At 66.0% G+C, this 23,412-nt stretch carries 19 protein-coding genes and 1 tRNA gene; 8 read left to right on the forward strand and 12 right to left on the reverse strand.

Going from position 1 to position 23,412, the window contains the following annotated elements:
• Positions 1–29 precede the first annotated feature (29 nt).
• Positions 30–1,556: an ATP-binding protein gene (locus Q8S30_RS00165; protein WP_305664025.1), complete on the forward strand. Its 1,527-nt coding sequence runs from the start codon at positions 30–32 to the stop codon at positions 1,554–1,556.
• Positions 1,553–3,028, forward strand: a complete 1,476-nt coding sequence (locus Q8S30_RS00170; protein ID WP_305664026.1) for a sigma-54 dependent transcriptional regulator — start codon at positions 1,553–1,555, stop codon at positions 3,026–3,028. The genes Q8S30_RS00165 and Q8S30_RS00170 overlap by 4 nt, the downstream gene beginning before the upstream one ends.
• A 4-nt stretch (positions 3,029–3,032) precedes the next feature.
• On the opposite strand, the gene Q8S30_RS00175 is transcribed toward Q8S30_RS00170, so the two are convergent.
• Both Q8S30_RS00175 and Q8S30_RS00180 read right to left on the reverse strand, forming a co-directional pair.
• A complete protein-coding gene (locus Q8S30_RS00175; protein ID WP_305664027.1) occupies positions 3,033–5,702 on the reverse strand; it encodes a cation-transporting P-type ATPase in 2,670 nt (889 codons plus the stop codon).
• Between the two features lie 97 nt (positions 5,703–5,799).
• On the reverse strand, positions 5,800–6,570 hold the full coding sequence (locus Q8S30_RS00180) for an NAD kinase (protein WP_305664028.1): 771 nt from the start codon (positions 6,568–6,570) through the stop codon (positions 5,800–5,802).
• A 232-nt stretch (positions 6,571–6,802) separates the two neighbouring features.
• On the opposite strand from Q8S30_RS00180, the gene glyA reads away from it, so the two are divergent.
• Positions 6,803–8,098, forward strand: a complete 1,296-nt coding sequence (gene glyA, locus Q8S30_RS00185; RefSeq protein WP_305664029.1) for a serine hydroxymethyltransferase — start codon at positions 6,803–6,805, stop codon at positions 8,096–8,098.
• Between the two features lie 1,146 nt (positions 8,099–9,244).
• On the opposite strand, the gene Q8S30_RS00190 is transcribed toward glyA, so the two are convergent.
• Complete coding sequence (locus Q8S30_RS00190; protein WP_305664030.1) at positions 9,245–9,616, reverse strand: hypothetical protein; 372 nt, start codon at positions 9,614–9,616, stop codon at positions 9,245–9,247.
• A gap of 84 nt (positions 9,617–9,700) precedes the next feature.
• On the opposite strand from Q8S30_RS00190, the gene Q8S30_RS00195 reads away from it, so the two are divergent.
• Entirely contained in the window at positions 9,701–10,462 is a 762-nt protein-coding gene (locus tag Q8S30_RS00195; protein WP_305664031.1) for an alpha/beta fold hydrolase, read from the forward strand.
• On the opposite strand, the gene Q8S30_RS00200 is transcribed toward Q8S30_RS00195, so the two are convergent.
• The gene (locus tag Q8S30_RS00200) at positions 10,443–11,150 is read right to left on the reverse strand and encodes a glycosyltransferase (RefSeq protein WP_305664032.1); all 708 of its coding nucleotides are present in this window, start codon (positions 11,148–11,150) and stop codon (positions 10,443–10,445) included. The two genes, Q8S30_RS00195 and Q8S30_RS00200, sit on opposite strands and share 20 nt — an antisense overlap.
• Positions 11,151–11,223: 73 nt before the next feature.
• Here Q8S30_RS00200 and Q8S30_RS00205 point away from each other — a divergent pair, with 73 nt between their 5' ends.
• Positions 11,224–12,021 (forward strand): folate-binding protein YgfZ, encoded by a 798-nt coding sequence (locus tag Q8S30_RS00205; protein WP_305664033.1) that lies wholly within the window; start codon positions 11,224–11,226, stop codon positions 12,019–12,021.
• Positions 12,022–12,027: 6 nt separating this feature from the next.
• Here Q8S30_RS00205 and Q8S30_RS00210 read toward each other — a convergent pair whose 3' ends face one another.
• Together Q8S30_RS00210 and efp are read right to left on the reverse strand one after the other, a co-directional pair.
• A complete protein-coding gene (locus tag Q8S30_RS00210) occupies positions 12,028–12,264 on the reverse strand; it encodes a DUF2798 domain-containing protein (protein ID WP_305664034.1) in 237 nt (78 codons plus the stop codon).
• A gap of 531 nt (positions 12,265–12,795) precedes the next feature.
• Positions 12,796–13,359: an elongation factor P gene (gene efp, locus Q8S30_RS00215; protein WP_305664035.1), complete on the reverse strand. Its 564-nt coding sequence runs from the start codon at positions 13,357–13,359 to the stop codon at positions 12,796–12,798.
• 220 nt (positions 13,360–13,579) lie between these two features.
• On the opposite strand from efp, the gene Q8S30_RS00220 reads away from it, so the two are divergent.
• Entirely contained in the window at positions 13,580–13,900 is a 321-nt protein-coding gene (locus Q8S30_RS00220; protein WP_066815303.1) for a DUF6280 family protein, read from the forward strand.
• A gap of 108 nt (positions 13,901–14,008) precedes the next feature.
• On the opposite strand, the gene Q8S30_RS00225 is transcribed toward Q8S30_RS00220, so the two are convergent.
• From Q8S30_RS00225 to Q8S30_RS00235, 3 genes are all read right to left on the reverse strand, one after another.
• Positions 14,009–15,397 carry a hypothetical protein gene (locus tag Q8S30_RS00225; protein WP_305664036.1) on the reverse strand — a complete coding sequence of 463 codons (1,389 nt, stop codon included), beginning with the start codon at positions 15,395–15,397 and terminating at the stop codon, positions 14,009–14,011.
• A gap of 96 nt (positions 15,398–15,493) precedes the next feature.
• Positions 15,494–16,864, reverse strand: a complete 1,371-nt coding sequence (locus tag Q8S30_RS00230; RefSeq protein ID WP_305664037.1) for a TolC family outer membrane protein — start codon at positions 16,862–16,864, stop codon at positions 15,494–15,496.
• A 137-nt stretch (positions 16,865–17,001) separates the two neighbouring features.
• On the reverse strand, positions 17,002–17,655 hold the full coding sequence (locus tag Q8S30_RS00235; RefSeq protein ID WP_305664038.1) for a protein-L-isoaspartate O-methyltransferase: 654 nt from the start codon (positions 17,653–17,655) through the stop codon (positions 17,002–17,004).
• A gap of 201 nt (positions 17,656–17,856) precedes the next feature.
• Here Q8S30_RS00235 and Q8S30_RS00240 point away from each other — a divergent pair.
• Positions 17,857–17,930 (forward strand) — tRNA-Cys (locus Q8S30_RS00240).
• 312 nt (positions 17,931–18,242) lie between these two features.
• On the opposite strand, the gene Q8S30_RS00245 is transcribed toward Q8S30_RS00240, so the two are convergent.
• The 3 genes from Q8S30_RS00245 to Q8S30_RS00255 are packed head-to-tail and all read right to left on the reverse strand — an operon-like array spanning position 18,243 to position 21,584.
• Positions 18,243–19,004, reverse strand: a complete 762-nt coding sequence (locus tag Q8S30_RS00245; protein ID WP_305664039.1) for a sulfotransferase domain-containing protein — start codon at positions 19,002–19,004, stop codon at positions 18,243–18,245.
• A gap of 27 nt (positions 19,005–19,031) precedes the next feature.
• Positions 19,032–19,586 carry a hypothetical protein gene (locus tag Q8S30_RS00250; RefSeq protein WP_305664040.1) on the reverse strand — a complete coding sequence of 185 codons (555 nt, stop codon included), beginning with the start codon at positions 19,584–19,586 and terminating at the stop codon, positions 19,032–19,034.
• Between the two features lie 33 nt (positions 19,587–19,619).
• On the reverse strand, positions 19,620–21,584 hold the full coding sequence (locus Q8S30_RS00255; protein ID WP_305664041.1) for a glycosyltransferase family 2 protein: 1,965 nt from the start codon (positions 21,582–21,584) through the stop codon (positions 19,620–19,622).
• A gap of 287 nt (positions 21,585–21,871) precedes the next feature.
• Between Q8S30_RS00255 and nhaC the strand changes: the two genes are divergently transcribed.
• The gene (gene nhaC / locus Q8S30_RS00260) at positions 21,872–23,377 is read left to right on the forward strand and encodes a Na+/H+ antiporter NhaC (RefSeq protein ID WP_305664042.1); all 1,506 of its coding nucleotides are present in this window, start codon (positions 21,872–21,874) and stop codon (positions 23,375–23,377) included.
• Positions 23,378–23,412 lie beyond the last annotated feature (35 nt).

Here is a 23,412-nt window from a genome sequence, read left to right on the forward strand (position 1 = left end):
TCCGCCTTGCGTCGTGGCGCGGCTGCGCCATGAACCAACCCGTATGGTCCGCTATTCCCCCCGACACCGGCAAGGCCGACCCGGCCCGCCTTGCGCTGCTGGGCCATGATCTGCGCGCCGCCGTGTCGGATGTGCTGGGCGGGCTGCGCCTGATCGACCATGCCGAGATCGACCCCGCCACCGTTCTGCAACTGGAGCGTGTGCGCGCCGCCGGTGAAGTGCTTGCCCGGCTGCTGGAGGAAAGCCTTGCGGCGATGCTGGGCGAAGAGCAGATCGACGGCCCGCAGATCGCCAATGTGCAGATGTCGCGCTTCCTTTATGACATCGAGGTGCGCTGGTCCGGCCGCGCCCGCGAAAAGGGCCTCGGCTTCCATATCGCGGTGGAGCCCGGCGTGCCCACGGTGCTGGCGCTGGACCGGATCGCGCTGGAACGGGTGCTGGCGAACATCCTGTCGAATGCCATCAAATACACCGATGCTGGCACCGTGCGGATGCATGTCGGGCTAACCGAGGATCGCGGGCTGCGCCTGTCGGTGCATGATGAAGGCCCCGGCTTCTCGGCCGAGGCGATGGGGCGGCTCTTTCAGTTTGCGGGAAGGCCCGAGGGCACCGACAAGCCCGGGCATGGGCTTGGCCTGCACATCTCGCAGGACATGGCGCACCGGCTGGGCGGGAGTGTCTCTGTCCACAACCGCCCGGGCGGCGGCGCCGATGTGGTGTTCGAACTGCCAGCCAGCGCCTGGCATCTGGCCACCCCCGGCGTGCGCGAGGATCTGCCCGACCTCAGCCGTGTCAAGGTGCTGCTGGCCGAGGACAATATCACCAACCAGACCATCATCAGCCACATGCTGGCGGCGATGGGCGCCGAGTTCGAGCTGGCGGCCGACGGGGTCGAGGCGCTGCATTGGCTGGAGCGGGAAGAGTTCGACCTGGCGCTGATCGATATCGAGATGCCGCGCCTGTCGGGCATCGACGTGATCCGCGCCCTGCGCGCGGCGGGCGGGGCGCAGTCGCGGATGCCGGTGCTGGCGGTCACCGCCTATGTGCTGCGCGCCAACCGCGACGCGATCTATGCCGCGGGCGCCGATGGCATCTTGGCGAAGCCGCTGCCGGGGATCGAGAGCTTCGGGCTCGCCATCGCCGCCGCGCTGGCGCGGGCCGAGGCGCATACCGTCCTCGACGCCGTGCCGCCTGAGGAAACGGTGGAGCTGAACCTGGCCCGGTTCGAGCATCTGATGGAAATCGCCGGCCCCGACAATTCCGGCGAGCTGCTGGACCGGCTGCATTCCGACCTGCGCAAGACCGAACGCGGGTTGATCGCCGCGCTGTCCGATACCGACCGCGCCGCGATCCGGGCGGAAACCCATGTGCTGATCTCGCTGGCCGGCGCGGTGGGGGCCGAACGGCTGCAGGCGCTGGCCGAGACCGTCAACGCCGCCGCCCATCGGCGCGAGGATGGGCCGATGAAGACGCTGGCCGCCGAGATGCTGGCCCAGATCGACCGGCTGATCGGCTTCGTGCGGCGCGAGATCGACCGCCGCGGGGCACCCGGATGAGCGCGGCCATGGCTGCGGGGCACCTGCTGCTGATCGAGGATACCCCCTCGCTGCAGATGGTCTATGAATCGGTTCTGGCCTCTGCCGGCCACAAGGTCCGCACCGAGGGCGATGCCCGCGGCGGCCTCGGGGCCTTCCGCTCCGAACCACCCTCGGCGGTGCTGCTGGACCTGATGCTGCCCGACCGCGACGGGCTGGACCTGATGGCCGAGATGCTGTGCGAACGGCCCGAAGTGCCGGTGATCGTGATCACCGCCAACGGCTCGATCAACAAGGCCGTGGCGGCAATGCGGGCCGGCGCGCATGACTTTCTGGTCAAGCCCTTTGACGAGGCCCGCCTGCTGAACGCCGTGGAAAACGCGCTGGCCCATGCGCATCCCGGGCCCGGCGCGGCAAACCCCGCCCCCGCCACCGGGCAGGGCCAGTCCGGCCCCCTTGGCGCCTTCATCGGCTCCTCGGAACCGATGCGCGCCGTCTATGCCAAGATCCGCTCGGTCGCCCGGTCGATGGCGACGGTGTTCATCACCGGCGAGTCGGGCACCGGCAAGGAGCTGTGTGCCGAGGCGGTGCATGACGTGTCGAACCGCGCCACCGGCCCCTTCGTGCCGCTGAACTGCGGCGCGATCCCGTCGGAACTGCTGGAATCCGAGGTGTTCGGCCATCTGCGCGGCTCCTTCACCGGTGCCATCGCCGACAAGCAGGGCGCCGCCGCCGCCGCCGATGGTGGCACGCTGTTCCTCGATGAGGTCTGCGAGATGGACCTGAACCTGCAGACCAAGCTGCTGCGCTTCTTGCAGACCTCGACCATCCAGCCGGTCGGTGCCACCCGCGCCCGCAAGATCAATGTCCGCATCGTTTGCGCGACCAATCGCGACCCGCTTGACGCCGTGCGCCGCGGCCGCTTTCGCGAGGATCTCTATTACCGCCTGCATGTGGTGCCGATCCACCTGCCGCCCCTGCGCGACCGGGGCGAGGATGTGATCGACATTGCCCAGCATGTCCTTGCCCGCTATGCCCGCGAGGAGGGGCGTGAGTTTCGCGCCCTGTCCGAAGAGGTGAAGGCCCGCTTCCGCCGCCACCCCTGGCCCGGAAATGTGCGGCAGATGCTGAACGTCTTGCGCAACGTCGTGGTGCTGAACGACGGCGCCATCGTCACCGCCGCGATGCTGCCCCCCGACCTGCACCCAGACCTGCACCCCGATCTGGCGGCGGATCCTAGGGTTTTTGTCCCCGCCTCCCACCGACCCGCCTCCCACCGACCCGCCTCCCAATCCCCCGCCGCCTCGTCGTACCCCACCCTGCCGCTGGATGACCTCATGGGCCGACCGCTGGCCGAGGTGGAACGCCGGGTGATCGAGGCGACGCTGGCGCTGCATGGCGGCTCGGTGCCCCGCGCGGCGCGGGTGCTCGACGTCTCGCCCTCGACGCTTTACCGCAAGATCGCCGCCTGGGGGCAGCAGGGGCAGGACTGACGGATCAGTCCCTCTGCAACCCCAGCCGGATCTGCTTTTCGGTCTCGATCAGCGCAAAGAAGGCCACGCCCACCGCGACGATCAGCATCCCGTCCGCCAGCGGCACCGCCACCGTGCCGAAGACGCGCTGCATCAGCGGGATGTAGGTGATGGCGAACTGCGCCGCCGTCACCCCCAGCACCGTCGCCCAGATCACCTTGGTGCCCCGCGCCGCCGCCCAGGTCAGCGAGGTGCCATGCAGGTTGCGCACGAAGAACAGATGGAAGATCTCCAGCACCACCAGCGTGTTCATCGCCATCGTCTGCGCCAGCGCCAGCGGATAGCCGCGGTCCATCGCATAGGCAAAGATGCCGAACACCGCCGCCAGGAACAGCGCCGAGACCAGCACCACATGCCAGACCAGCGCCCCCGACAGGATCGGCGCGTTGCGCTGCCGGGGCGGGCGGCGCATGGTGCCGGGCTCTGTCGGCTCGAAGGCCAGCGCGAGGCCAAGGGTGATCCCGGTGATCAGGTTGATCCACAGGATCTGCACCGCCGTCACCGGCATTGCCAGGCCCAGCAGCAGCGCCACGATCACCGTCAGCGACTCGCCGCCATTCGTGGGCAGCGTCCAGCTGATCACCTTCTTGATGTTGTCATAGACCGTCCGCCCCTCGCGCACCGCCGCGGCGATGCTGGCGAAATTGTCATCGGCCAGCACGAGGTCGGCCGCCTCTTTTGCCGCCTCCGACCCCTTGAGCCCCATGGCAATACCGGCATCTGCGCGTTTCAGCGCGGGCGCGTCGTTCACCCCGTCGCCGGTCATCGCCACGCTTTGCCCCTGCGCCTGCAGCGCCATCACCAGACGCAGCTTGTGCTCGGGGCTGGTGCGGGCAAACACGTCGGTCTCGCGCACCGCGGCGCCCAGCGCGGCATCATCCAGCGCCTCCAGATCGGTGCCGGTCAGCACGCGGGTGGAGTTTTCCAGCCCGATCATCCGGGCGATGGCGGCGGCGGTGCCGGCATGATCGCCGGTGATCATCTTGACGCGGATCCCCGCGGCGCGGCATTCAGCCACCGCCGCAATCGCCTCGGGCCGCGGCGGGTCGATCAGGCCGACAAGGCCCAGCAGCGTCAGGCCGCCCTCGATCTGATGCTCGTCGATCTTGTCAGCTGACGGAGTGCAAACCGCCAGCGCCAGCATCCGCTGGCCCTGTGCCGCAATCTCCTCGGCCACCGCGTGCCAGCGCGCGCGGTCAATCGGCTCCGGCCCCTCGGGCCCCGACTGGTCGCGGCACATGTTCAGCACCCGTTCCGGCGCGCCCTTCACATGGACCAGCGCCGTGCCGTCCGCGCCACGGTTCAGCACCGCCATGAAGCGATGGCGCGAGTCGAACGGGATCGCATCCAGCCGCGGCCAGCCGGCCGCCGCCTCGGGCAGGACCTTGCCGGCAAAGGCCAGCAAGGCGCCCTCCATCGGGTCGCCCTCGACGCCCCAGATCCCAGCCTTGCAATGCAGTTCCGCATCGTTGCACAGCGCCGCCGCCCGCGCGAGATCGCCCAGCCGCCCGCCCGCAGGCGTGATCGCGCCATCGGGGGCATAGCCCTCGCCCGCCACAGCATAGCGCCCGCCGGGCACCACAACCGTCGCCACCGTCATCTCATTGCGGGTCAGCGTGCCGGTCTTGTCGGTGCAGATCACCGACACCGCGCCTATGGCCTCGATGGCCGGCAGCCGCCGCACGATGGCATGCCGCCGCGCCATCGCCTGCACGCCGATGGCCAGCGTGATGGTCATCACCGCCGGCAACCCCTCGGGGATCGCCGCCACCGCCATGCCGACCACGATCATGAACAGATCGGCAAAGTCGCGGTGCTGCACGAAGGTGCCAAAGGCCAGCAGCAGGCCAGAGATCAGCAGGATCAGCAGGCTCAGCCAGCGCGCGAAATGGTCCATCTGCCGGACCAGCGGCGTGGTCAGGGTTTCGACCCCCGCCAGCAACCCGCCGATGCGGCCGATTTCCGTGGCAGCCCCGGTAGAGGTGACGATCCCGCGCCCGGTGCCCTTGGTCACCAGCGTGCCCGAATACGCCATGCCCCGGCGGTCGCCCAGCGGCGCATCCACCGCCACTGCATCGGTGCCCTTGTCTACCGGCACCGATTCCCCGGTCAGCATCGCCTCTTGCAGGGCAAGGCCGCGCGCCTCGATCAGCCGCAGATCGGCCGGCACCTTGTCCCCCGCCTCCAGCAGCACCACGTCGCCCGGCACCAGAGCCTCGCCGGCGACAGTCAGCCGCCGGCCGCCGCGCAGAACGGCGGCATGGGGGGCCAGCATCTGCCGGATCGCGCCCATCGCTTGCTCGGCCCGGCCCTCCTGCACCACGCCGATCACCGCATTGGCGAGCACCACCGCCAGGATCACCCCGGCATCGACGTAATGGCCAAGGCCGATGGTCAGCGCCGCGGCGGCCAGCAGCACATAGATCAACACATTGTGGAACTGCACCAGAAACCGCATCAGCAGCCCGCGCTGCGGCGCTTCCGGCAGCCGGTTCGGCCCGAACTGCGCCAGCCGCGCCTCGGCCTCAGCCTCGGTCAGCCCCGCGGCATCGGCCTGAAGATGCCCCAGCACCTCGTCGGTCTGGGTGGCATGGGGGTCGGTCGGGAGGGTGGTGAGGGGGGCCATGTCCGGCATCGGCGATATCCTTGTCGGGTGAGGGCGCGCACAGGCTGAAGGCTTCCGCTGCAAGGTTCAACCCTTGGCAGGGCGTACCCGACGTTTTGCCGCGGCCTTACACGAACTGCTCGCGCGTCAACCGCTCTTCCAGCCCATGCCCCGGGTCGAACAGGATCTTGTGGCGCACCTTCGGTTCCGACCGGATCTCGACCCACAGCACGTCCCGCACCGAATGGCGGCTGTCGGCATCGGCCATCACCGGGCGCTTCGCCGTCTCCAGCACATCAAACCGCACCACCGCCGATTTGGGCAAGATAGCCCCGCGCCAGCGCCGCGGCCGGAACGCCGCCATCGCCGTCAGCGCCAGCACGTCCGAGCCAATGGGCAGGATCGGTCCATGCGCCGAATAGTTGTAGGCGGTGGACCCGGCGGGCGTGGACAGCAGCGCGCCATCGCAGACCAGCTCTTCCATCCGCATCTTGCCATCGACGCTGACCCGCAGCTTGGCCGCCTGCGGGCCGGCACGCAGCAGCGCCACCTCGTTGATCGCCAGCGCCTGATGCACCTGCCCGGCAGCATCCCCGGCACGCATCGACAGCGGGTTGATCACTTCCTGCTCGGCCGCGGCCAGCCGCTCCGGCAGATCCTCGACATCATATTCGTTCATCAGGAAACCGATGGTGCCGCAGTTCATCCCGTAAACCGGCGCCGCCATGTCCTGCGTCGCGTGCAGCGTCTGCAGCATGAACCCGTCGCCGCCCAGCGCCACGATCACCTCGGCCTCCTCCAGCGCGCGCTGGCCGTAGAGGCCCACCATCCGGGCCAGCGCCTGCTGCGCGGCCTCGCTGTCCGACGCGGCAAAGGCGATGCGCTGCGGCCTGTCCATGCTGATCCTTCCCCCCGCCCCGGCTGTCCGCTGCGGCGTTTCCGAAAGTCTTCACCCGCGCGCATCGGAAACGCAAGGCCGCGCCCCGGGACGCTTGGGCCGCCTCTTGCGCCAACCCGCCGCCCCTGCGGCCCTTTGCGTCGCATTCTTGGCTTCCGGGGCGGCAGGTTTCGGGCTAAGACACAGCGCAATTGCGCATTGCATCAGGAGACGCCCCCCCATGAATGCCCCAATGAATGCCCCGCAACGTGATGCCGGCTTCTTTACCGAAGACCTTGCCTCCCGCGACCCCGAGATCTTCGGCTCCATCACCCAGGAGCTTGGCCGCCAGCGCGACGAGATCGAGCTGATCGCGTCCGAGAACATCGTCAGCCTTGCGGTCATGCAGGCCCAAGGCTCGGTGATGACCAACAAATATGCCGAGGGCTATCCGGGCAAGCGCTACTATGGCGGCTGCCAGTATGTCGACATCGCCGAGACGCTGGCCATCGAGCGCGCCAAGCAGCTGTTTGGCTGCGAATACGCCAACGTGCAGCCCAATTCCGGCAGCCAGATGAACCAGGCCGTGTTCCTGGCGCTGCTGCAACCCGGCGACACCTTCATGGGGCTGGACCTGAACTCGGGCGGCCACCTCACCCATGGCTCGCCGGTCAACATGTCGGGCAAGTGGTTCAACGTCGTCTCCTACGGCGTGCGCAAGCAGGACGAGATGCTGGACATGGACGCGGTGCGCGAGAGTGCGCTGGCCAGCAAGCCCAAGCTGATCATCGCCGGCGGCACCGCCTATAGCCGCAGCTGGGACTGGGCCGCCTTCCGCGCCATCGCGGATGAGGTCGGGGCCTACCTTATGGTGGACATGGCCCATATCGCCGGCCTCGTCGCCGGCGGCGCCCATGCCTCGCCGCTGCCCCACGCGCATGTGGTCACCACCACCACCCACAAATCGCTGCGCGGCCCGCGCGGCGGCATGATCCTGACCAACGATGCCGACATCGCCAAGAAGATCAACTCCGCGGTCTTCCCCGGCCTGCAGGGCGGCCCGCTGATGCATGTGATCGCCGCCAAGGCGGTGGCGTTTGGCGAGGCGCTGCGGCCCGAGTTCAAGGCCTATGCCGCGCAGGTGGTGAAGAACGCCCAGGCGATGGCCGATCAGCTGATGAAGGGCGGGGTCAATATCGTGTCGGGCGGCACCGACAACCACCTGATGCTGGCCGACCTGCGCCCCAAGGGCGTGACCGGCAAGGCGACCGAGGCTGCCCTCGGCCGCGCCCACATCACCTGCAACAAGAACGGCGTGCCGTTTGACCCGGAAAAGCCCTTCGTGACCAGCGGCATCCGCCTCGGCACCCCTGCGGGGACCACCCGCGGCTTCGGCGAGACCGAGTTCCGCCAGATCGCCGACTGGATCGTCGAGGTTGTGGACGGGCTGGCGGCGAACGGTGAGGCTGGGAATGCCGAGGTGGAGGCGAAAGTCGCCGCGGAAGTGCAGGCGCTCTGCGCGCGGTTCCCGCTGTACCCGACGCTGTAAGGGCGGGGGGGCGCGGCGCGGGGGCACCTGCCGCCGCTCCCTCTTCCCGGTGCGGGGCCGCAGGTCAGGCTGACTTGAGCCCCTGACCGCGCGCCTGCCTTGGCGAAGGCCATCGCCTTCGCCACGATGCGACCTCGCATTTCGCACCGGACGGGCCCCCAAAGGGCCCGGCCAGCGCCCGCCCCGCCCTCGGCGGGCGCTTCTCGCCCGCCAGGTCGGGCGCTGTCCTCAGTCGGTCTCATGCTGCCAGCGGCTCTGGGGGAGATGTCCCGCACGGGCGGGGGCGAGGCAGTGCCTCGCCTTTTTCCGCCCGACATGAGCGGCCGGATTTTGCGAGGCGCTGCTTGTTGGCAGAGGGCAGGAATGCGGGACAAAGGTGCCGCGCGGCCCTTTCGGTCCCGCGTCGTGCCAATCGCTAACAGAACGACCATGTGATCGTCACAGGGCAACCTCAGGACTATTGCCAAGGGTGCGCCTCGGTCCAGGTCTGGTCGTCCCGCCGACTATGCCCCGACCTTTGTCAGCGCGAGGGACAGGGCCCCGAAGGTCGGCTACCGTCCGTCACATCCAGACAAGCCGCTATGGTGCGCATTTCCTTTGCCAGAATATCAAATTCCTGCACACGACGTTCCATCGGGCGAGGAAAGTAGATGCGGGCCTGTAAAAGTATGTGCGGATCCATCGGGTATGATGCGTATAGGACACATAACGCCACCTTGTCCCCCGAAGATGTCAGGCCACACGTTGCAGAAAATTCCGCTGGGCGGTCCGGCACTAGGTAGAAAATTCGTGCAGACTCCGGCGCAAGCAGCCACGCATCAAATCCCTCGAAGTTATAAAACTTGCTTCCATCGTAGGCCCTGCTGACATTACCTTCGGAGCCTGGCTCGTTCCAGGAGCGACTGGCGGGGACGGAAGTCGAGCGGATATGAAACACCACACCGTCAAAGATCGGGTCAGCCTCCAAAGCAGGCCGTAGCCAGTCGATATCAGAAACGGGTATGAAATCATCGTCTCGGCGAAGCTCAGAAGCCGCCATGCGAACATCGAACAGCCTCGAACCCAGCTGAACTATCGTGCCCGAATTTTCTCCGACCGCGGCCGAGCCAGTGAGGAGCAGTATTGAGGCTAAAATGGCCCTCATCCCTACAAAAACCCCCGCCAGACCAGCACACCCACCACCAGCGCCGCCGTCACCACCAGCGCAAAGCCCGAGGCGGCGGCAAGGTCGAGCACATAGCCCCGCACCCGCGCCGTGCGCCCCAGCGGGTGCAGATAGCGCACGCAGGCGTCATAGGCCGCCGCCACCCGCGCATGATCCATCTGCACCAGCAGTTTCGGCACCTGCGCCTTCTCCGCCGCCGCCGCCAGCAGCTCCGCCTCGGCCCTGATCCGCCGCGGCAGCGCCCGCCCGCCGCGGCGCAGCTTCTCCGCCAGCCCGGCCCCGCGCATCCGCAGCCGCTCTTCCATCAGCGCCGCCACCCGGTCCGCCATCTGCTGCACGCTCACGCTGCCCATCACTATCCCTCTGCCCGCCGGCACCGACCCTAGCGCAGCCTTGTCCCGCTGGAAATCCCCGCCCGCCCGCGTTATCAAGGCCCCATGCTGACCACCATCCTCCACGGCGCCCCGACGGCGCAGCCGCCCCTCCTCATCGTGCACGGCCTCTTCGGCTCTGCCCGCAACTGGGGCGTCATCGCCCGCCGCCTGTCGGATGACCGGCAAGTGATCGCCGTCGACATGCGCAACCATGGCGACAGCCCCTGGACCGAGGCGCATGGCTACGAAGACCTCGCCCATGACCTTGCCACCGTGATCCGAGCGCATGGCGGCCGCGCCGACGTTCTGGGCCATTCGATGGGCGGCAAGGCGGCGATGCAACTGGCGCTGACCGAACCCGCCCTCCTCCGCCGCCTGATCGTCGCCGACATCGCCCCCGTCGCCTATGGCCACAGCCAGTCGCATCTGGTGGAGGCGCTGCAGGCCCTGCCGCTGGCCGGGCTCACCAGCCGCGGCGAGGCCGATGACCAGCTCGCTGCCGCCATCCCAGATGACGGCACCCGCGCCTTCCTGCTGCAATCGCTGGACCTGAAGGCCTCGCCCCCGCGCTGGAAGCTGAACCTGTCGCTGCTGAAGGATGAGATGGACCGCATCACCGGCTGGCCCGGCACGGAAGGCCAGTTCGACGGCCCCACCCTGTTCCTCGCCGGGGCCAATTCCGACTATATCCAGCCCGAGCACCGCGAGATCATCAAACACCTCTTCCCGAACGCCAAACAGGCCAAGATCCCCGGCGCCGGCCATTGGCTGCACGCCGAAAAGCCGCGCGAGTTCGAAGCCGCGATCAGGGCCTTCCTCGCTTAACGCCATACTCCCGCGCCAGCCGCGCCGGATCGGCCCCCGCCAGATAGCGCGCCAGCAGCCACAGGTTCCGCGCCCCCCGCCGCAGCCAACCCTCCGCCAGATACCGCGCCGCGGAGGTTTCCGCGACTGAAGCCAGCGGCGCCATCTGCCCCCTGAGCAAACGAGCCACTGCCACATCCTCCATCAACGGCAGCGCCGGATAGCCGCCCACGCGCGCCAGCAGAGCCGCCGGAACCAGCAACCCCTGATCGCCATACGGCAGCCCGAGCCGAGCACGCAGGTTCGCCCAACCCGCCACGATCCGCCCGGGCACCCCGCCGCCGCGAAAGCGCAGCCGGAACCAGCCTGCCCGCCCCAGATCGCCTGCAGACGGTCCGGCCAGATGCGCCGACACCGCGGCACTCCACCCCGGCGCCAGCCGCGTATCGGCATGCAGGATCAGCAGCCAGGCCCCGCCCGCCGCCGCCACCCCGCGCGCCACCTGCGCCCCGCGGCCCGGCGCACCGCTCACCACCACCGCCCCCGCCGCCTCGGCCAGCGCCAGCGTGCCATCGCCAGACCCGCCATCACTCACGATCAACTCGCGGATCAGCCCGGCCTGCAACCCCTCGGTCAGCGCCGCAAGGCACGGCCCCAGCTCTGCCGCCGCATTCAGCGTCGGGATCACGATGGAAATCGGCGCGCGCATCTGGCCCCCTCGCTGGTGGTTTCCCTTGAGCGAGGTGCTTATATGATCCGCAGACAGAACGGGAGAGCGGCAGATGACCGAAGCAGCCCTGGCGACCCAAGCAGCCTCTGGCGAACGCGCCCCCGACCGGCGGGTGTTCCGCATCACCGGCGCCGACCGTGAAAGCTTCCTGCAAGGGCTGGTCAGCAATGACCTGCGCAAACTGGCCGCTGGCCCGGTCTATGCCGCCTTCCTGACGGCGCAGGGCAAGTACCTGGCCGATTTCCTGCTGATCCCGGAACCCGACGCCATCCTGCTCGACATCAAGGGGACCATCGCCGAGGCCTTCACGCGCCGCCTGTCGATGTACCGGCTGCGCGCCGATGTGCAGATCACCCCGACCGAGATCCATGTCTGGCGCGGCCTCGGCCCCGCCCCGGTCGCCGCGGTCCCCGACCCGCGCGACGCCAATCTCGGCTGGCGGCTCTACACCGCCGCCGAGGGCCCGGCCACGGCCGATCCCATCGACTGGGACGCGATCCGCGTCGCCGCCTGCATCCCCGAAACCGGCGTGGAGCTGATCCCGGATGACACCTATATCCTCGAGGCCGGGTTCGAGCGGCTGAACGGCGTCGATTTCCGCAAGGGCTGCTATGTCGGGCAAGAGGTCACCGCGCGGATGAAGCACAAGACCGAGCTGCGCAAGGGCTTCCGCACCGTTCTGGTAGAGGGCAGCGCCCCGGTGGGGACCGAGCTTCTGGCGGATGGCAAACCGGCGGGGACGCTCTACACCCAGTCGGGCGGCAAGGGCATCGCCTTCCTGCGCTTCGACCGGGCGCAGGGCGAGATGCTGGCGGGGGATGCCCGCGTCACCCTCCCGCCTGCCGAATAGGCCGCCTCACGCCATCGGCTGCAACCGCGCCAGCAGCGCGCCCGAGGCCTTGATGCCGATCGGCGCGATCACCGTCGACAGCAGGAAGGCCAGCGGCCAGGCCATCACGAAGGTCCGCGCCCATTCGGCCAGCCAAAGTGTGGTCAGCCCCATATGCAGGCCGGTGAAGATCCCGCTCATGCTGAAGGCCATCATGGCCGTCATGAAAACCTGGGCGAGGATCATATGTGTCTTGTTCTTCATCTTGCGCTCCGCGTGTCTATAGGGGGGCGCAGCCGCCAACCTTGGCGGTCATGCAGCATCCCCCCTTGTCAGGGTGATGCCGCGGGTTCGAAAACATTCGACTAATTCCCGCTTGCGCGAGGGCCGGAATAACCAACCGACCTGAATTTTCCGGCAAGGCTCAGATAGGCGGCAGCCGCGCAAAGATCAATGGATTCGGGCGGGCCGGGATCGGCTCCGCCCTGCGGGTGGTCTGTGCGCGGGCGCACGCTGCTGGGGGAGGCTGCAATTCCCGACAAATTCCCTTTACATACGCCATACATATGGCTTCTGTATGCCTTCTGTATCCCACCCCAGAGCCTCTCCAGCCCCACCCCACCGCACGCTGCGTCAACACACCGCGCCGCTGCGTTAACCGCTTTGCACAGTCCACAGGCGGTTTTGCAACGCGCGCGCCGGTCACGAACCGCCTTGACCCGTTAACCCCTGCCCCCATAATCGCAAAAGGCCGCACCCTTCGGCGCGGCCTCGGTCTCGTTCGGGCACCTGAAGTCAGGCGCGCTCGGAATATTCCATCAGTTCGGTATGCACGACGATATCCTCGTCCTGCCCCACGAAGGGCGGCACCATGATCCGCACACCATTGTCGAGGATCGCGGGCTTGAAGCTGTTCGCAGAGGTCTGGCCCTTCTGCACCGGCTCGGTTTCCACCACCTTGCAGATCACCTTCTGCGGCAGCTGCACCGACAGGGCTTCCTCGCCGTAATACTCGACCGAGGCGGTCATCCCGTCCTGCAGGAAGGGCCGGCGGTCACCCAGCAGGTCGGCCGGAAGCTCGGTCTGCTCAAAGGTCTCGCTGTCCATGAACACCAGCATTCCATCGGTTTCATACAGGAATTGCTGGTCTTTCGTCTCCAGCCGCACCTGTTCGACCTTGTCTTCAGACCGGAAGCGCTCGTTCAGCTTGCGCCCGTCGCGCAGGTTCTTCAGCTCGACCTGGGCGAAGGCCCCGCCCTTGCCCGGCTTCACATGGCTGACCTTGACCGCAGCCCAAAGGCCGCCGTCATGCTCCACGGTGATACCTGGGCGGATTTCGTTGCCGTTGATCTTGGGCATGGAACTTAAAGCCTTGTGGACTGGTTGATGGCGTATCGCCCGCACCTATATCTGGGCGGCTGCCCTGTGGCAAGCGACCGAAAGCTGGTGACGCGGGGCCCTAAGCCATGCAACACATGCATGACTGCCATACGAAATAGGGTCCCCCGAATCACTCGGGATTAGACATATTCGGCCGCACGCCAACAGACGCAAGAGCAATAAAAAAGGACCACACAAAATGCGCGATTTCGTTGACGGCACCGCATTCAACTACGAGCAAGGCCAGCGCGCGCGCAAACTCTTCGCCGCCGTCGTCCTCGCCGCCCTTGATGATGCGATTGCCGATGACAAGAAATACGGCAACGGGCCGGAACAGATCGCCCGCTGGGCGCGGTCCCGTGACGGGCGCGAAGTGCTGTCCTGTGCCGGGATCGACCCGAACGAGCGGGTGGTCAAGGGCCTGATGGAATTCGTGTCGAAGGGTGTCCGCACCTCGGTCGCGCTGTCGCGCGAGGAGAGCGAGCGCCGTCACGCGCTGGAAGAAGCCGAAGCCGCCTGATCAGGCGACTTCGCTGCCGACAAGGCTTACAAGACGCGCTCCACCGGGGGCGCGTCTTGTTTTTACATGTGTGATGTGAGGCAGGCCTTCGCCCGGACGGGCCACGGGCTACTCGAAGTCGCGCGAGGCCAGGGCCCGCTGGATCTCGCGGCGTACGAGCTTGCGGACGCTGCGGGTGATGCGCTCTCCGAGCGTGCCCTGCAATTCCTGCCGGATGATCTCGGACACCAGTGCGCGCAGCGCCGCCTCGTCCAGAACCGTCTCCTCGACATCGTCGAAGAGGCCGTCCTCGTCATCTTCCTCGGCCTCCAGCAGGTCCGTCTCTTCCGGCTCGCCGCGCAGCCAGCCGCGCCCCGCGGCCGAGATCGGCGGCGTAGCGCCCCAGCCAAGCCCGCCCGCCAGGTGCAGACGGCGGGGCTGGTTGTCCGGCACGGGATCGTCCTGCCAGTCCGGGGCCTCCGCTTTGGGGGCGTCGGCCTCATCCACGTGCAAGACCGTCTCTGGGCTGGCCATATCCTCGGCCTCAGCCGCCCAGAAGCGGTCTGCCAACTCGGGTTCAGGGTCGGCATAGGCATTCGGCTCTGCATCGGCCTCGCCCGGCAGGTCCTCGGGCTCTTCAGGCGCAAGCTCCAGCCCCTCGCCCCGCGGTTCTTCTACCCCGTCTACAACCTGGCCTTCAGGGTCATCCTCGGTCATATCGCCCGGGGCGGCCCATTCCATCGTTTCGGGATACTGGCTCCACAGCCCTTCGGGCCGTGCATCGCCAGTGTCGGAGACGAGCCGGACGGAACCCTCGGCGGCGGTTTCGGCGATGTCGGTTTCGGGTTCTACGTCCTGGCGCTCAACGCGCGGGGGCTCTGCATCCTGAGGTTCGGCATCCCCTTCGGCAAGGTCATCCACTGCGGCGCCCCTCTGTGCAACCGGGGCACCCTCGGTCATTTCGTCTTCATCCAGTGGCCGTGAAATTGCCGCGGCAAGGTCGTCGGCGAAATCCTCGAACTCGTCCGAGACCTGCGGCATCTCGCTGCCGTCCGGCTCCCAGTCGCCACCAGAGCCCGAGATCGCCGCCTCGAGTTCCGCGATGGTCTCCTCAAGGCTCGCACGCAGGCTGGCCGAGTCGGGCCGGGCCACGCGCAGGGCCGGGGTGAGCACAAGCGGATCAGGCTGTGCAGCCGCATCAGCCTCAAGCTGGATGTCCGACACGCCGGCCTCTAGGGGTTGTTCTTCAGTTTTACCGGGCTGCTGCGGCGGGAGTTCCGCCACTAAGGAGGCGTCCAGCGCATCCTCCTCAGCCTCTGCCGAAGGCCCCGCCATCTCGGGCTGTTCGGGTTGCGGCGCAGGCGCGGCACTCAACATCGGGCGGGGATGTGCCACGGCGGGACGGGACGCATCCCGCGTGGCCACGACACCCTGCGGGATGGTCAGATCCTCGGACACCAGCCTGCGTATGGAGGACAGCACGTCCTCGATTTCGACCTTGGTCATCGGGTCAGACATCATGCCCCCTTCTGCGATGGACCAAGGGTAGCCCCGACCGCGCTGCAAGACAACCTTGGCCGGGACAAGAGGCCGCGCAGGCGCGCGGCGCGCCGATCACTCTTTGCCGAGGGCGCGCAGCACGCGGTCAAGGCTTTTGCCCTGCGGGCTGGTAAGCGGTGCATTCTTGACAGCCTCGTAATACGCGGCGGGGTCATAGGTCGGGATCCCGAGGTTCAGATGCTCTGCAGTCAACAGACCCATAGAGGCCAAAAGCGAATAAATCGATACTTGCAGATTGGCCTCGGCATCGATCCGGGTGGCGCGGGCATCCAGCAGATCCTGCTCGGCATCCAGCACATCCAGCGTGGTGCGAGCCCCGAGGTTCGCCTCTTCGCGCACCCCATCATAGGCGGCGGTCGCGGCACGGATCTGCTCGTCGGTGGCGCTGATCTGGGCGCGGGCGACGGCAATGTTGGACCAAGCCTCACCCACCGATTGCCCGATGGTGACGCCGGACTGCAGCAGTGCGGCGCGCGAGGCATCGCGGCTGGCGATGGCCTGGCGGTGCAGCGACGACAGCGAACCGCCCGAATAGATTGGCTGTGACAGGCTGACCCCGGCGGACATGGTGTCCTGCCCGTTGTCATTGCGGCCCGCCTGGACCGAGGCATCGACGCTGGGCCCACGTTGCGCTGCGGCCAGACGCACCTGCAGTTCCGACACCGTCACCTGCCGCTGCGCCTCGCGCAGCGAGGGGTGGGTGCGCAGGGCGATGGCCTTGGCCTCGTCCAGCGTGGCAGGCAGGGCCGGGGCGCGGGGCGCCGCAGCCAGCGTGGCCGGATAGTGGCCGGTCGCCGCCTTGTAGGCCTCACGCGCGACGCTGAGGTCGCCCGAGGCCGCGGCGGCGCTGGCACGGGCAGAGGCGAGCTGTGCCTCGGCCAAGGCCACATCGGTGCGCGTCACCTCGCCAACCTCGAAGCGGTCTTCAGCCGCGCGCAGCTCCTCGCCGATCACGCGAACGGAGTTTTCGTTGATCGCCACGTTCTCAAGGGCCGAGCGCACGTCGAAATAGGCGCTGACCGCATCCAGCAGCACACCTTGCTCGACCTGCACCAGCGCTTCCCGGCTGGCGAGCACGGTTTCCTGGGCGATCAGCACCCCCAGTTGCGAGCGGCCGCTGTCAAACAACGTGAGCGAGGCGCTGAGGCCAATCGACGCCGTATAGCCGCTGGTCTGCACGGTGCGGGCATAGCCCGAGTCGGCGACGAAGGCCAAGACCGGCCGCAGCGCCGCAATGGCGCCGGCCACATCTTCATCCGTCGCGCGCAGCACGGCGCGGTTTTGCTCCAGAAGGTTTGATTCCCGATAGGCAGAGACCAGCGCATCGGCAAGCGTCTCGGCCGAGGCCGGGGCCGCCGTTGCCAGAGCCAACCCCATCGCAAGAAGCCCTGCGCGCCATCCCGTCCGTTTCGCCTGGTATGCCATTGCTGCCGTCCTGTTCTGCCCGAGTCCCGGTTCGCCGAATGGCGAGGCTTGCGCTTTGCGTCTTGCGCCCCGCGTCTGTCACGCACCAGGCGCGGGTTTCCGTCGCTCCAGATGCGGTACTCCGCCTTAACGCCGCCTTACAGAATAAAGCCGCGGCCTTTTTCGAACCCGGGAAGAACCGGGGCCGATGCGTTGAAGGCAAAGCGCCAGGTCACCGCACCATCGGTTTTATGGCCAACGCGCGCCACGCCAAGGGCACCTTCCATGAAGATGCAGCCGATGCGGCCACCTTCTTTCAACTGCGCCAGAATCGCCTCGGGCACCACTTCCACGGCGCCTTCGATGGTGATCACGTCATAGGGCCCGTGCTTGGCAGCGCCTGCCACCAGCGGCCCGGCGATCACCGCAGCATTATCGGCGCCCGCCTCGGACAGCACGGCCTGCGCCTCGGCTGCCAGGCTCTCATCCTCTTCGACGGCGACGACCGCCTCGGCCAGCCGCGCGATCACCGCCGCCGAATAGCCCAGACCGCAGCCGATATCGAGCACCAGCTCCGTCGGTTGAATGTTGAGCGCATCGAGCAATTTTGCCAGCGTCCGCGCCTCGAGCACCACCCGGCGCGGGCCGATGGTGAGGTTTTCGCCCATATAGGCGGCCTCGCGCAGGGCGGCCGGGACAAAGCTTTCGCGCGGAATGGCCAGCATTGCCTCAATGATCGGGAATTTGGTCACATCGTTCGGCCGGACCTGCGTATCGACCATCATCGTGCGGCGCTGTGCGTAGTCAGCCATGAGTGAACTCTTCGGTCTGAATTTCCTGCGCTCGTCTTGCCACAGAACCGCAGGCGCGGCAACGGCGCTTGCAGCACGTCGCACGCACTGATGACGAGGCGTGGCGCGGCTGGCACAACCCTTGGCAGCACGCGAGCCTTGGCAGCACGCGAGGCGCTTGCACGGCCCGCGGGCATGGTATAGATGCGGCACACCTCCGGCGGCGGGTTGGCGGAGAGGTTACGCACCGGATTGCAAATCCGTGAAGACCGGTTCGATTCCGGTACCCGCCTCCAAGGTTTCAAGGGATTATCCGGAGTATCCGGCGGCGGCGCGAAGTCCTTTCCCATGTCCGTCCCCGGCTGCGAGCCAACCCTTGGCACGGCATTCAGCCTTCAGCCCTCGGATCGTGCAGCCGCCTGCAAGCAGAGCGGCAGCGTATCTTATAAGTCCAAGCCGCTTCATCCGACGCGCCCATATCGCTCCACGATGTCCACCATTCGGCACTCTCAGCCTTCGCAAGGCGGCAAGACCGGGCGGATTGTGAAATTCAGCGCCGCTTCCACCGGTCGTTCGTCCGGCCGATCGACTTCAGGCATCAATGCCCTTTACACATTAAGGCCAGCAGACCGAGCGCTGGTGACATAGGCTTCGAGATCAAGACGGTCAGCCGCAGCGACGGCCTCGGCCGTCCAAAATGCGTCGCGGTCGAGGTTCAGCGTTGTCGCGTTTGTCTTCGTTTCCGTGGCCAGAGCGTCTTGCCAAGCATCGTCAACGCGACGTGTGTCCAACCCGTAATGCTGCGCAATCGCGTGTGCGGGACCGGAATTGTGCAAAAAGCCATCGAAATTGATGAAAATTACGCGGTCGGAAGGATACTGACGAAACAGGGGGTTATTGAAGAGCGTGGCTGCAGCAAGCATGTCAGAGAATACTGTCATGTGGATAGGGCCATGCTCGTTCAGGTACCGTAGGAAAGCTTCCCTGTCGTCTTGGATGACCTCACGAGACACAAAATCGACGTCAATGCGGCGGAAACGAAAATCTATGAACTCGGACAGAAGCGTTTTCCTGGGGTGCCGGTAGACGCAGATGAACCGGTAGTCCGGAAGCGCCCATGACAGGATCGGCACAGGAACATGTCCGAAAGCCATCTGGTTATCGTGCAAGCTACGCAGCCGAGTGATGAAATATTGCTCAACGCTGGTGATGCTCGGAGTCCTCGCGTTCTCTTCGAAAGTGAACCTCTTGGTATCCAGATAGTCATCTTGACTGACGTGATACCCGGTATTGTCGAAACCCATGTTTTCCATGAAAGCCGCGAGAAGGTAGGTTCCGGATTTTGGAATAGTATAAATGTAGAGCTTCATCATGCGCCTCCAATTCCGCGCCGGTGGTCACAACGCTTCGCTGCCAGCGGTGGATGAGTTGTGAAGCATCGGCGCAGCATCAAGAACGCTCCAGAGCAGGCTGTCATCCGGCGTATCAAATCGGCGCACCAGCATCACTGGGCCGTCTTCGGCGAGGGACAGCCATCCGCCCGCCTGATTGCGCAACATACAGGCACTGCCGTCCTCTCGGCGGAACATGCGCCAGCTCTGCTCTGGGCTTGGCCAGCCGAGGCCAAGATGACCAAGCCCCACCGCATCACCCATCCGGGTCAGAGCGGCGGCGCGCAGCCCTTGGTTCAGCAGGCACCAGTTGCCGCCCGCCGCCTGAACAAGATCCCATCTGATACCACTCATCCACGGCTGCACGTCCTTGGCCTCAACGGCGGCGACGCATGACTGATCCACAATGCCGTCGAGAACGCGCAGGCCGTCTTTGCCAAAGCCAAGTGCAATCCCGTCTGCCCGGTGCCCCCCTGGCAACTGACAAACCTCATGAATTGCGACGTAGCGCGAGTCCCGCCGTACTACTGCAGAAATTTTTGTGTCGTCACGTTCAGTCATGGACCTGAATGTCTGTGTCATTTCTCGCGACCTCTACGCCGCCATATCCGATTGCCCAAGCGTCGCCGGCGAGTCGTGCCGAGACAGCTCAACATCCCAGAAGGCCGCACTCCGGCAGGCCTCGATCTTCGCGAGGTAATGCGCCCGGAGTTTCGAAAAATCCTGGCCAAACTCGGCGATCAGCGAGAAAATTTCTGCCGCCATTTGCGCGGCAGCCTCCATGACAGCGACATCGTCATAGCGATACACGCGGTGGGTCCGCGCATGCTGATTGAAGAGCAGAACGGTTCCGATATCCTCGCGCGGCTCCACTCCCATATAAAGGAAGGGGTGTTCCGCAAGCTGGGCACCACCGCCGGAATGCGCGTGCCGAAGGCTATCGATAACTTCGCCCGGAATGCTTTCGAATTCCGCATCGAAAAGTTTGAAGAGCTTCAGCCGATCCACGTAGTGGCGCGCAAAACCGTTTTCGAGAAAGGCGCTCTTTGAAAGAAAGTCCCGAAGGATTTCTCGGTAGAGCATCAGTCCCGCGACGTCGTGAAGACTAAGGTGGCGAAGCGCCTGCGCGTGAAAGAAGCGCAACAGCGCATCCGGCGTTTCCTGCCCGTAAGCCATGTTGATCAGCATACCATGCGCGATTGACATGTATTCTTGACCATAGGAGTGCGCCGGCTCGTGCCACGCCGCAAGATTCGGGTTGGACATGATGTGCGCCCCGGCCATCTTCCGTACCCGAAGGCTGTATTCGATGTCATCCCCGCGCAGGAAGATCGCAAGGGGGTAGCCGAGTTTCTCAAAAAGGCGCCAAGACAGGCCGAAGAAGATGAAGGTGCAGTATTCCGGGTAGTTCCGCACCGCCATCGTGTCGAGGTGCTCCGCTTCCCGGAAGGTCAGGTTGTGGCGCAGAAGGCGCGGCGCGAGGTGCGTGCGCAGGCCCTGCGGTGCGGCACCCAGGAAACGCCCCCAGAACGCCCCGTCTTCCCACATCTTCCGAGGTTCCGACTTCATGAAGACCGGCACCGTGAACACGGTATCGTCGCTGCGAAAGAGTGTTGAGGCCCAGTGCCGATAGAGCGTCTCGATCGAGATGCTCAGGTCATCGTCGAGCAGCAACAGATCATCCGGCTTCACGCCGGCGCTTTCGCAGGCCTGCACCATCATGCGCATGACCTGGCTCATGTTGCCGCCGCCACCCAGATTGGCACCGGAAAAAACGTGATAGCGGATGTCCCGCAATTCGGAGAGCTGCTTGTAGCTTTCGGCCGACACGCCCACGCTGGTATCGAGGATCAGGAAAAAGGTATTGCACAGCAGATGCCGGTAGCGCGGCGCATCTGTCCGGTCGGCCTCTTCCTGAAAGCTTTCAAGCATGTCGACGATATCTTGCGTACGGCCGAAGGTGCGCAACACGACGAGCAGCCGCCCTTCGGTGCGGAATGGGGCCCGCGCGCTCCAGTTTGCCTCGAGGAGGCGCGCCTGATCTTCGTCGGCGCGGGCGCGCCAGAACAAGCGGGCACCGTCAGGCAACCCCTTGGTCAATGGGACCTCGACGGTAACCTCATACGGGATGCCAGTTCCGTGCCCCGCGGGCGGGGCCAGGGTGACCTCGGTGATCTGCGCAACGGCGCAGCCCTGCGCGGCAAAGGATACCTGCACTGTCCAGCGCCCGATCACACGAAAGATGATCCCCGTCCGGACAAGATTGCTGTGCCGCATGAAGAGCTCGGGATAAAACGAGTTCCGCAGCGTGCCGGAATCTATGATGTCGAATGACATCGGGTCAGTTTTGGCACAGCGCGACAGAGAGATGTGGTCCGGCGCGCAAATCCAGAACAAGTCATCAAGGTCCTTGATGTCATTGCTCCGGTCCAGTCCAGAGAGGGCAACCCATTCGCGGCTGGGGATAGAAACCGATCCGCTGGACCAGCGTTCTAGCGAGGTTGCGATCTGTGTGACGGTGCGTTGCAAACTGGGCCTCATGGCTGTCGTCGATTTCATGTTCAAAAGCCTTCCAGCCCCGTCCGCCGATGTCGGGCCATGACAACTGCCCCCGGACACACCCGAGGAAGACTGATGGAATTTTCATGGTAAATCCTTACCGTCAGATGAACCGGCATAAGCAATGTAGGGGACCCTGCTTCGCCGCTGCCTACGTCCCGCTGCCACCGACAGCAGGGCAGAGAGGCGCCCCCCTGACCTGAAGGCGCAACGGTCCCTCTGGGGAACCACCCTGTCACCCCGGGGTTCTGCTCATATTAGCAAAAAAAACGGGGCACATGATGGCAATGGAATTATCCGAAGAGACCGGCCCCCGCAGCCTGCCCTCGCTGCCGCTGGCACTGCTTCCCGTGGTCCTCACCCTCGGCCTTCTGGCGCTGCAGCTGTTCTACTACGGCGACTTTACGCCCCATATCCCGCTGATCTGCGGCCTCGCCATCACCAGCCTGCTCGGCGTGTTGCGCGGCATGACCTGGATGGATATCCGCGAGGGCATCTTTCACGTCATCCACGTCTCGATGCCATCGCTGGCGGTGCTGATCGTGGTAGGAATGATCATCGGCGTCTGGATCGCCTCCGGCACGGTGCCGACCTTGATCTACTACGGGCTGGTCCTGCTGAACCCCTCGATCTTCCTCGCGGCGGCGATGATCCTCTGCGCGGTCGTCTCGTTGTCGCTTGGCACAAGCTGGGGAACAATCGGCACCATCGGCCTCGCGCTGATGGGAATCGGGGCGGGCTTTGGCATCCCACCCTACTGGACGGCAGGCGCGGTCGTGTCGGGGGCGTTCTTCGGCGACAAGATCTCGCCGCTGTCGGACACCACCAACCTTGCGCCTGCGGTGACGGGTGTCACGGTCTTCGACCACATCAAGAACATGCTGCCGACAACGATCCCGGCCATGCTGATCGCGCTGACGATCTATCTGATCGCGGGCTATGCGCTGATCGAACCGAACGAAACCGTGTTTGGCGCCATCGAGGTGATCACCGACCGCCTCGACCAACAGTTCGTGCTTGGCTGGGTGCCGCTGTTGCCTGCGATAATCGTCATCGTCCTTGCGCTGATGCGCAAGCCGCCGCTGCCCTCGCTATTCGCGGGCGTGCTGGCGGGCGCGCTCATCGCGATCTTCCTGCAAGGCGAGGGGCTCCATGACGTCTTCGCCTATGCGCAATCGGGCTACGCCATCGAGACGGGCGTGCCCGATATCGACAGCCTGCTGAATGCGGGCGGCATCCAGTCGATGATGTGGACCATTTCGCTGATGCTGATCGCCTTGGGCTTTGGCGGCGCGCTGGAGCGGACGGGCTGCCTTGAAGCCATCATCCAGGCGATCATCGGCCGCGTGAAAAGCTTCGCCGCCGTGCAAAGCTCGGCCATCGGCACGGCCTTTGCCACCAACATGGTGGCGGGCGACCCCTATATCTCCATCGCGCTGCCTGGGCGGATGTATGCGCCGCTGTACCGCGGCATGGGCTATTCGACGCTGAACCTCAGCCGCGCGGTGGAAGAGGGCGGCACGCTGATGAGCCCGCTGATCCCGTGGAATGCCGGCGGGGCCTTCGTCATCTCGGCCCTCGGCCTCGGGATCATGGAGGGGGAGCTTCAGAACCTGCTCTACATTCCGCTCGCCTTTGCCTGCTGGACGGCGCCGCTGATCGGTATCTTCTATGCCATCACCGGCCTGTTCTCGCCGCGCGCCACGGACGCGGAACGGCAGAACTGGGAACAAAGCGACGAGGATGTGCTGGACCTGAAGGATCACGCCTTGGCAGATACGGAAGCCGGCTGAGGGGGCGGTTGGCGGTGGGTGCGGGCGACCACACA

It is taken from the genome of Frigidibacter sp., assembly GCF_030695035.1.
Taxonomy (GTDB): domain Bacteria; phylum Pseudomonadota; class Alphaproteobacteria; order Rhodobacterales; family Rhodobacteraceae; genus Frigidibacter.

Bases quoted from the DNA above. Each gene is read 5' to 3' on its own strand.
- Q8S30_RS00165 (WP_305664025.1), top strand. From the start codon at position 30: ATGAACCAACCCGTATGGTCCGCTATTCCCCCCGACACCGGCAAGGCC.
- Q8S30_RS00170 (WP_305664026.1), top strand. From the start codon at position 1,553: ATGAGCGCGGCCATGGCTGCGGGGCACCTGCTGCTGATCGAGGATACC.
- Q8S30_RS00175 (WP_305664027.1), bottom strand. From the start codon at position 5,702: ATGCCGGACATGGCCCCCCTCACCACCCTCCCGACCGACCCCCATGCC.
- Q8S30_RS00180 (WP_305664028.1), bottom strand. From the start codon at position 6,570: ATGGACAGGCCGCAGCGCATCGCCTTTGCCGCGTCGGACAGCGAGGCC.
- glyA (WP_305664029.1), top strand. From the start codon at position 6,803: ATGAATGCCCCGCAACGTGATGCCGGCTTCTTTACCGAAGACCTTGCC.
- Q8S30_RS00190 (WP_305664030.1), bottom strand. From the start codon at position 9,616: ATGGGCAGCGTGAGCGTGCAGCAGATGGCGGACCGGGTGGCGGCGCTG.
- Q8S30_RS00195 (WP_305664031.1), top strand. From the start codon at position 9,701: ATGCTGACCACCATCCTCCACGGCGCCCCGACGGCGCAGCCGCCCCTC.
- Q8S30_RS00200 (WP_305664032.1), bottom strand. From the start codon at position 11,150: ATGCGCGCGCCGATTTCCATCGTGATCCCGACGCTGAATGCGGCGGCA.
- Q8S30_RS00205 (WP_305664033.1), top strand. From the start codon at position 11,224: ATGACCGAAGCAGCCCTGGCGACCCAAGCAGCCTCTGGCGAACGCGCC.
- Q8S30_RS00210 (WP_305664034.1), bottom strand. From the start codon at position 12,264: ATGAAGAACAAGACACATATGATCCTCGCCCAGGTTTTCATGACGGCC.
- efp (WP_305664035.1), bottom strand. From the start codon at position 13,359: ATGCCCAAGATCAACGGCAACGAAATCCGCCCAGGTATCACCGTGGAG.
- Q8S30_RS00220 (WP_066815303.1), top strand. From the start codon at position 13,580: ATGCGCGATTTCGTTGACGGCACCGCATTCAACTACGAGCAAGGCCAG.
- Q8S30_RS00225 (WP_305664036.1), bottom strand. From the start codon at position 15,397: ATGTCTGACCCGATGACCAAGGTCGAAATCGAGGACGTGCTGTCCTCC.
- Q8S30_RS00230 (WP_305664037.1), bottom strand. From the start codon at position 16,864: ATGGCATACCAGGCGAAACGGACGGGATGGCGCGCAGGGCTTCTTGCG.
- Q8S30_RS00235 (WP_305664038.1), bottom strand. From the start codon at position 17,655: ATGGCTGACTACGCACAGCGCCGCACGATGATGGTCGATACGCAGGTC.
- Q8S30_RS00245 (WP_305664039.1), bottom strand. From the start codon at position 19,004: ATGAAGCTCTACATTTATACTATTCCAAAATCCGGAACCTACCTTCTC.
- Q8S30_RS00250 (WP_305664040.1), bottom strand. From the start codon at position 19,586: ATGACTGAACGTGACGACACAAAAATTTCTGCAGTAGTACGGCGGGAC.
- Q8S30_RS00255 (WP_305664041.1), bottom strand. From the start codon at position 21,584: ATGAAATCGACGACAGCCATGAGGCCCAGTTTGCAACGCACCGTCACA.
- nhaC (WP_305664042.1), top strand. From the start codon at position 21,872: ATGGAATTATCCGAAGAGACCGGCCCCCGCAGCCTGCCCTCGCTGCCG.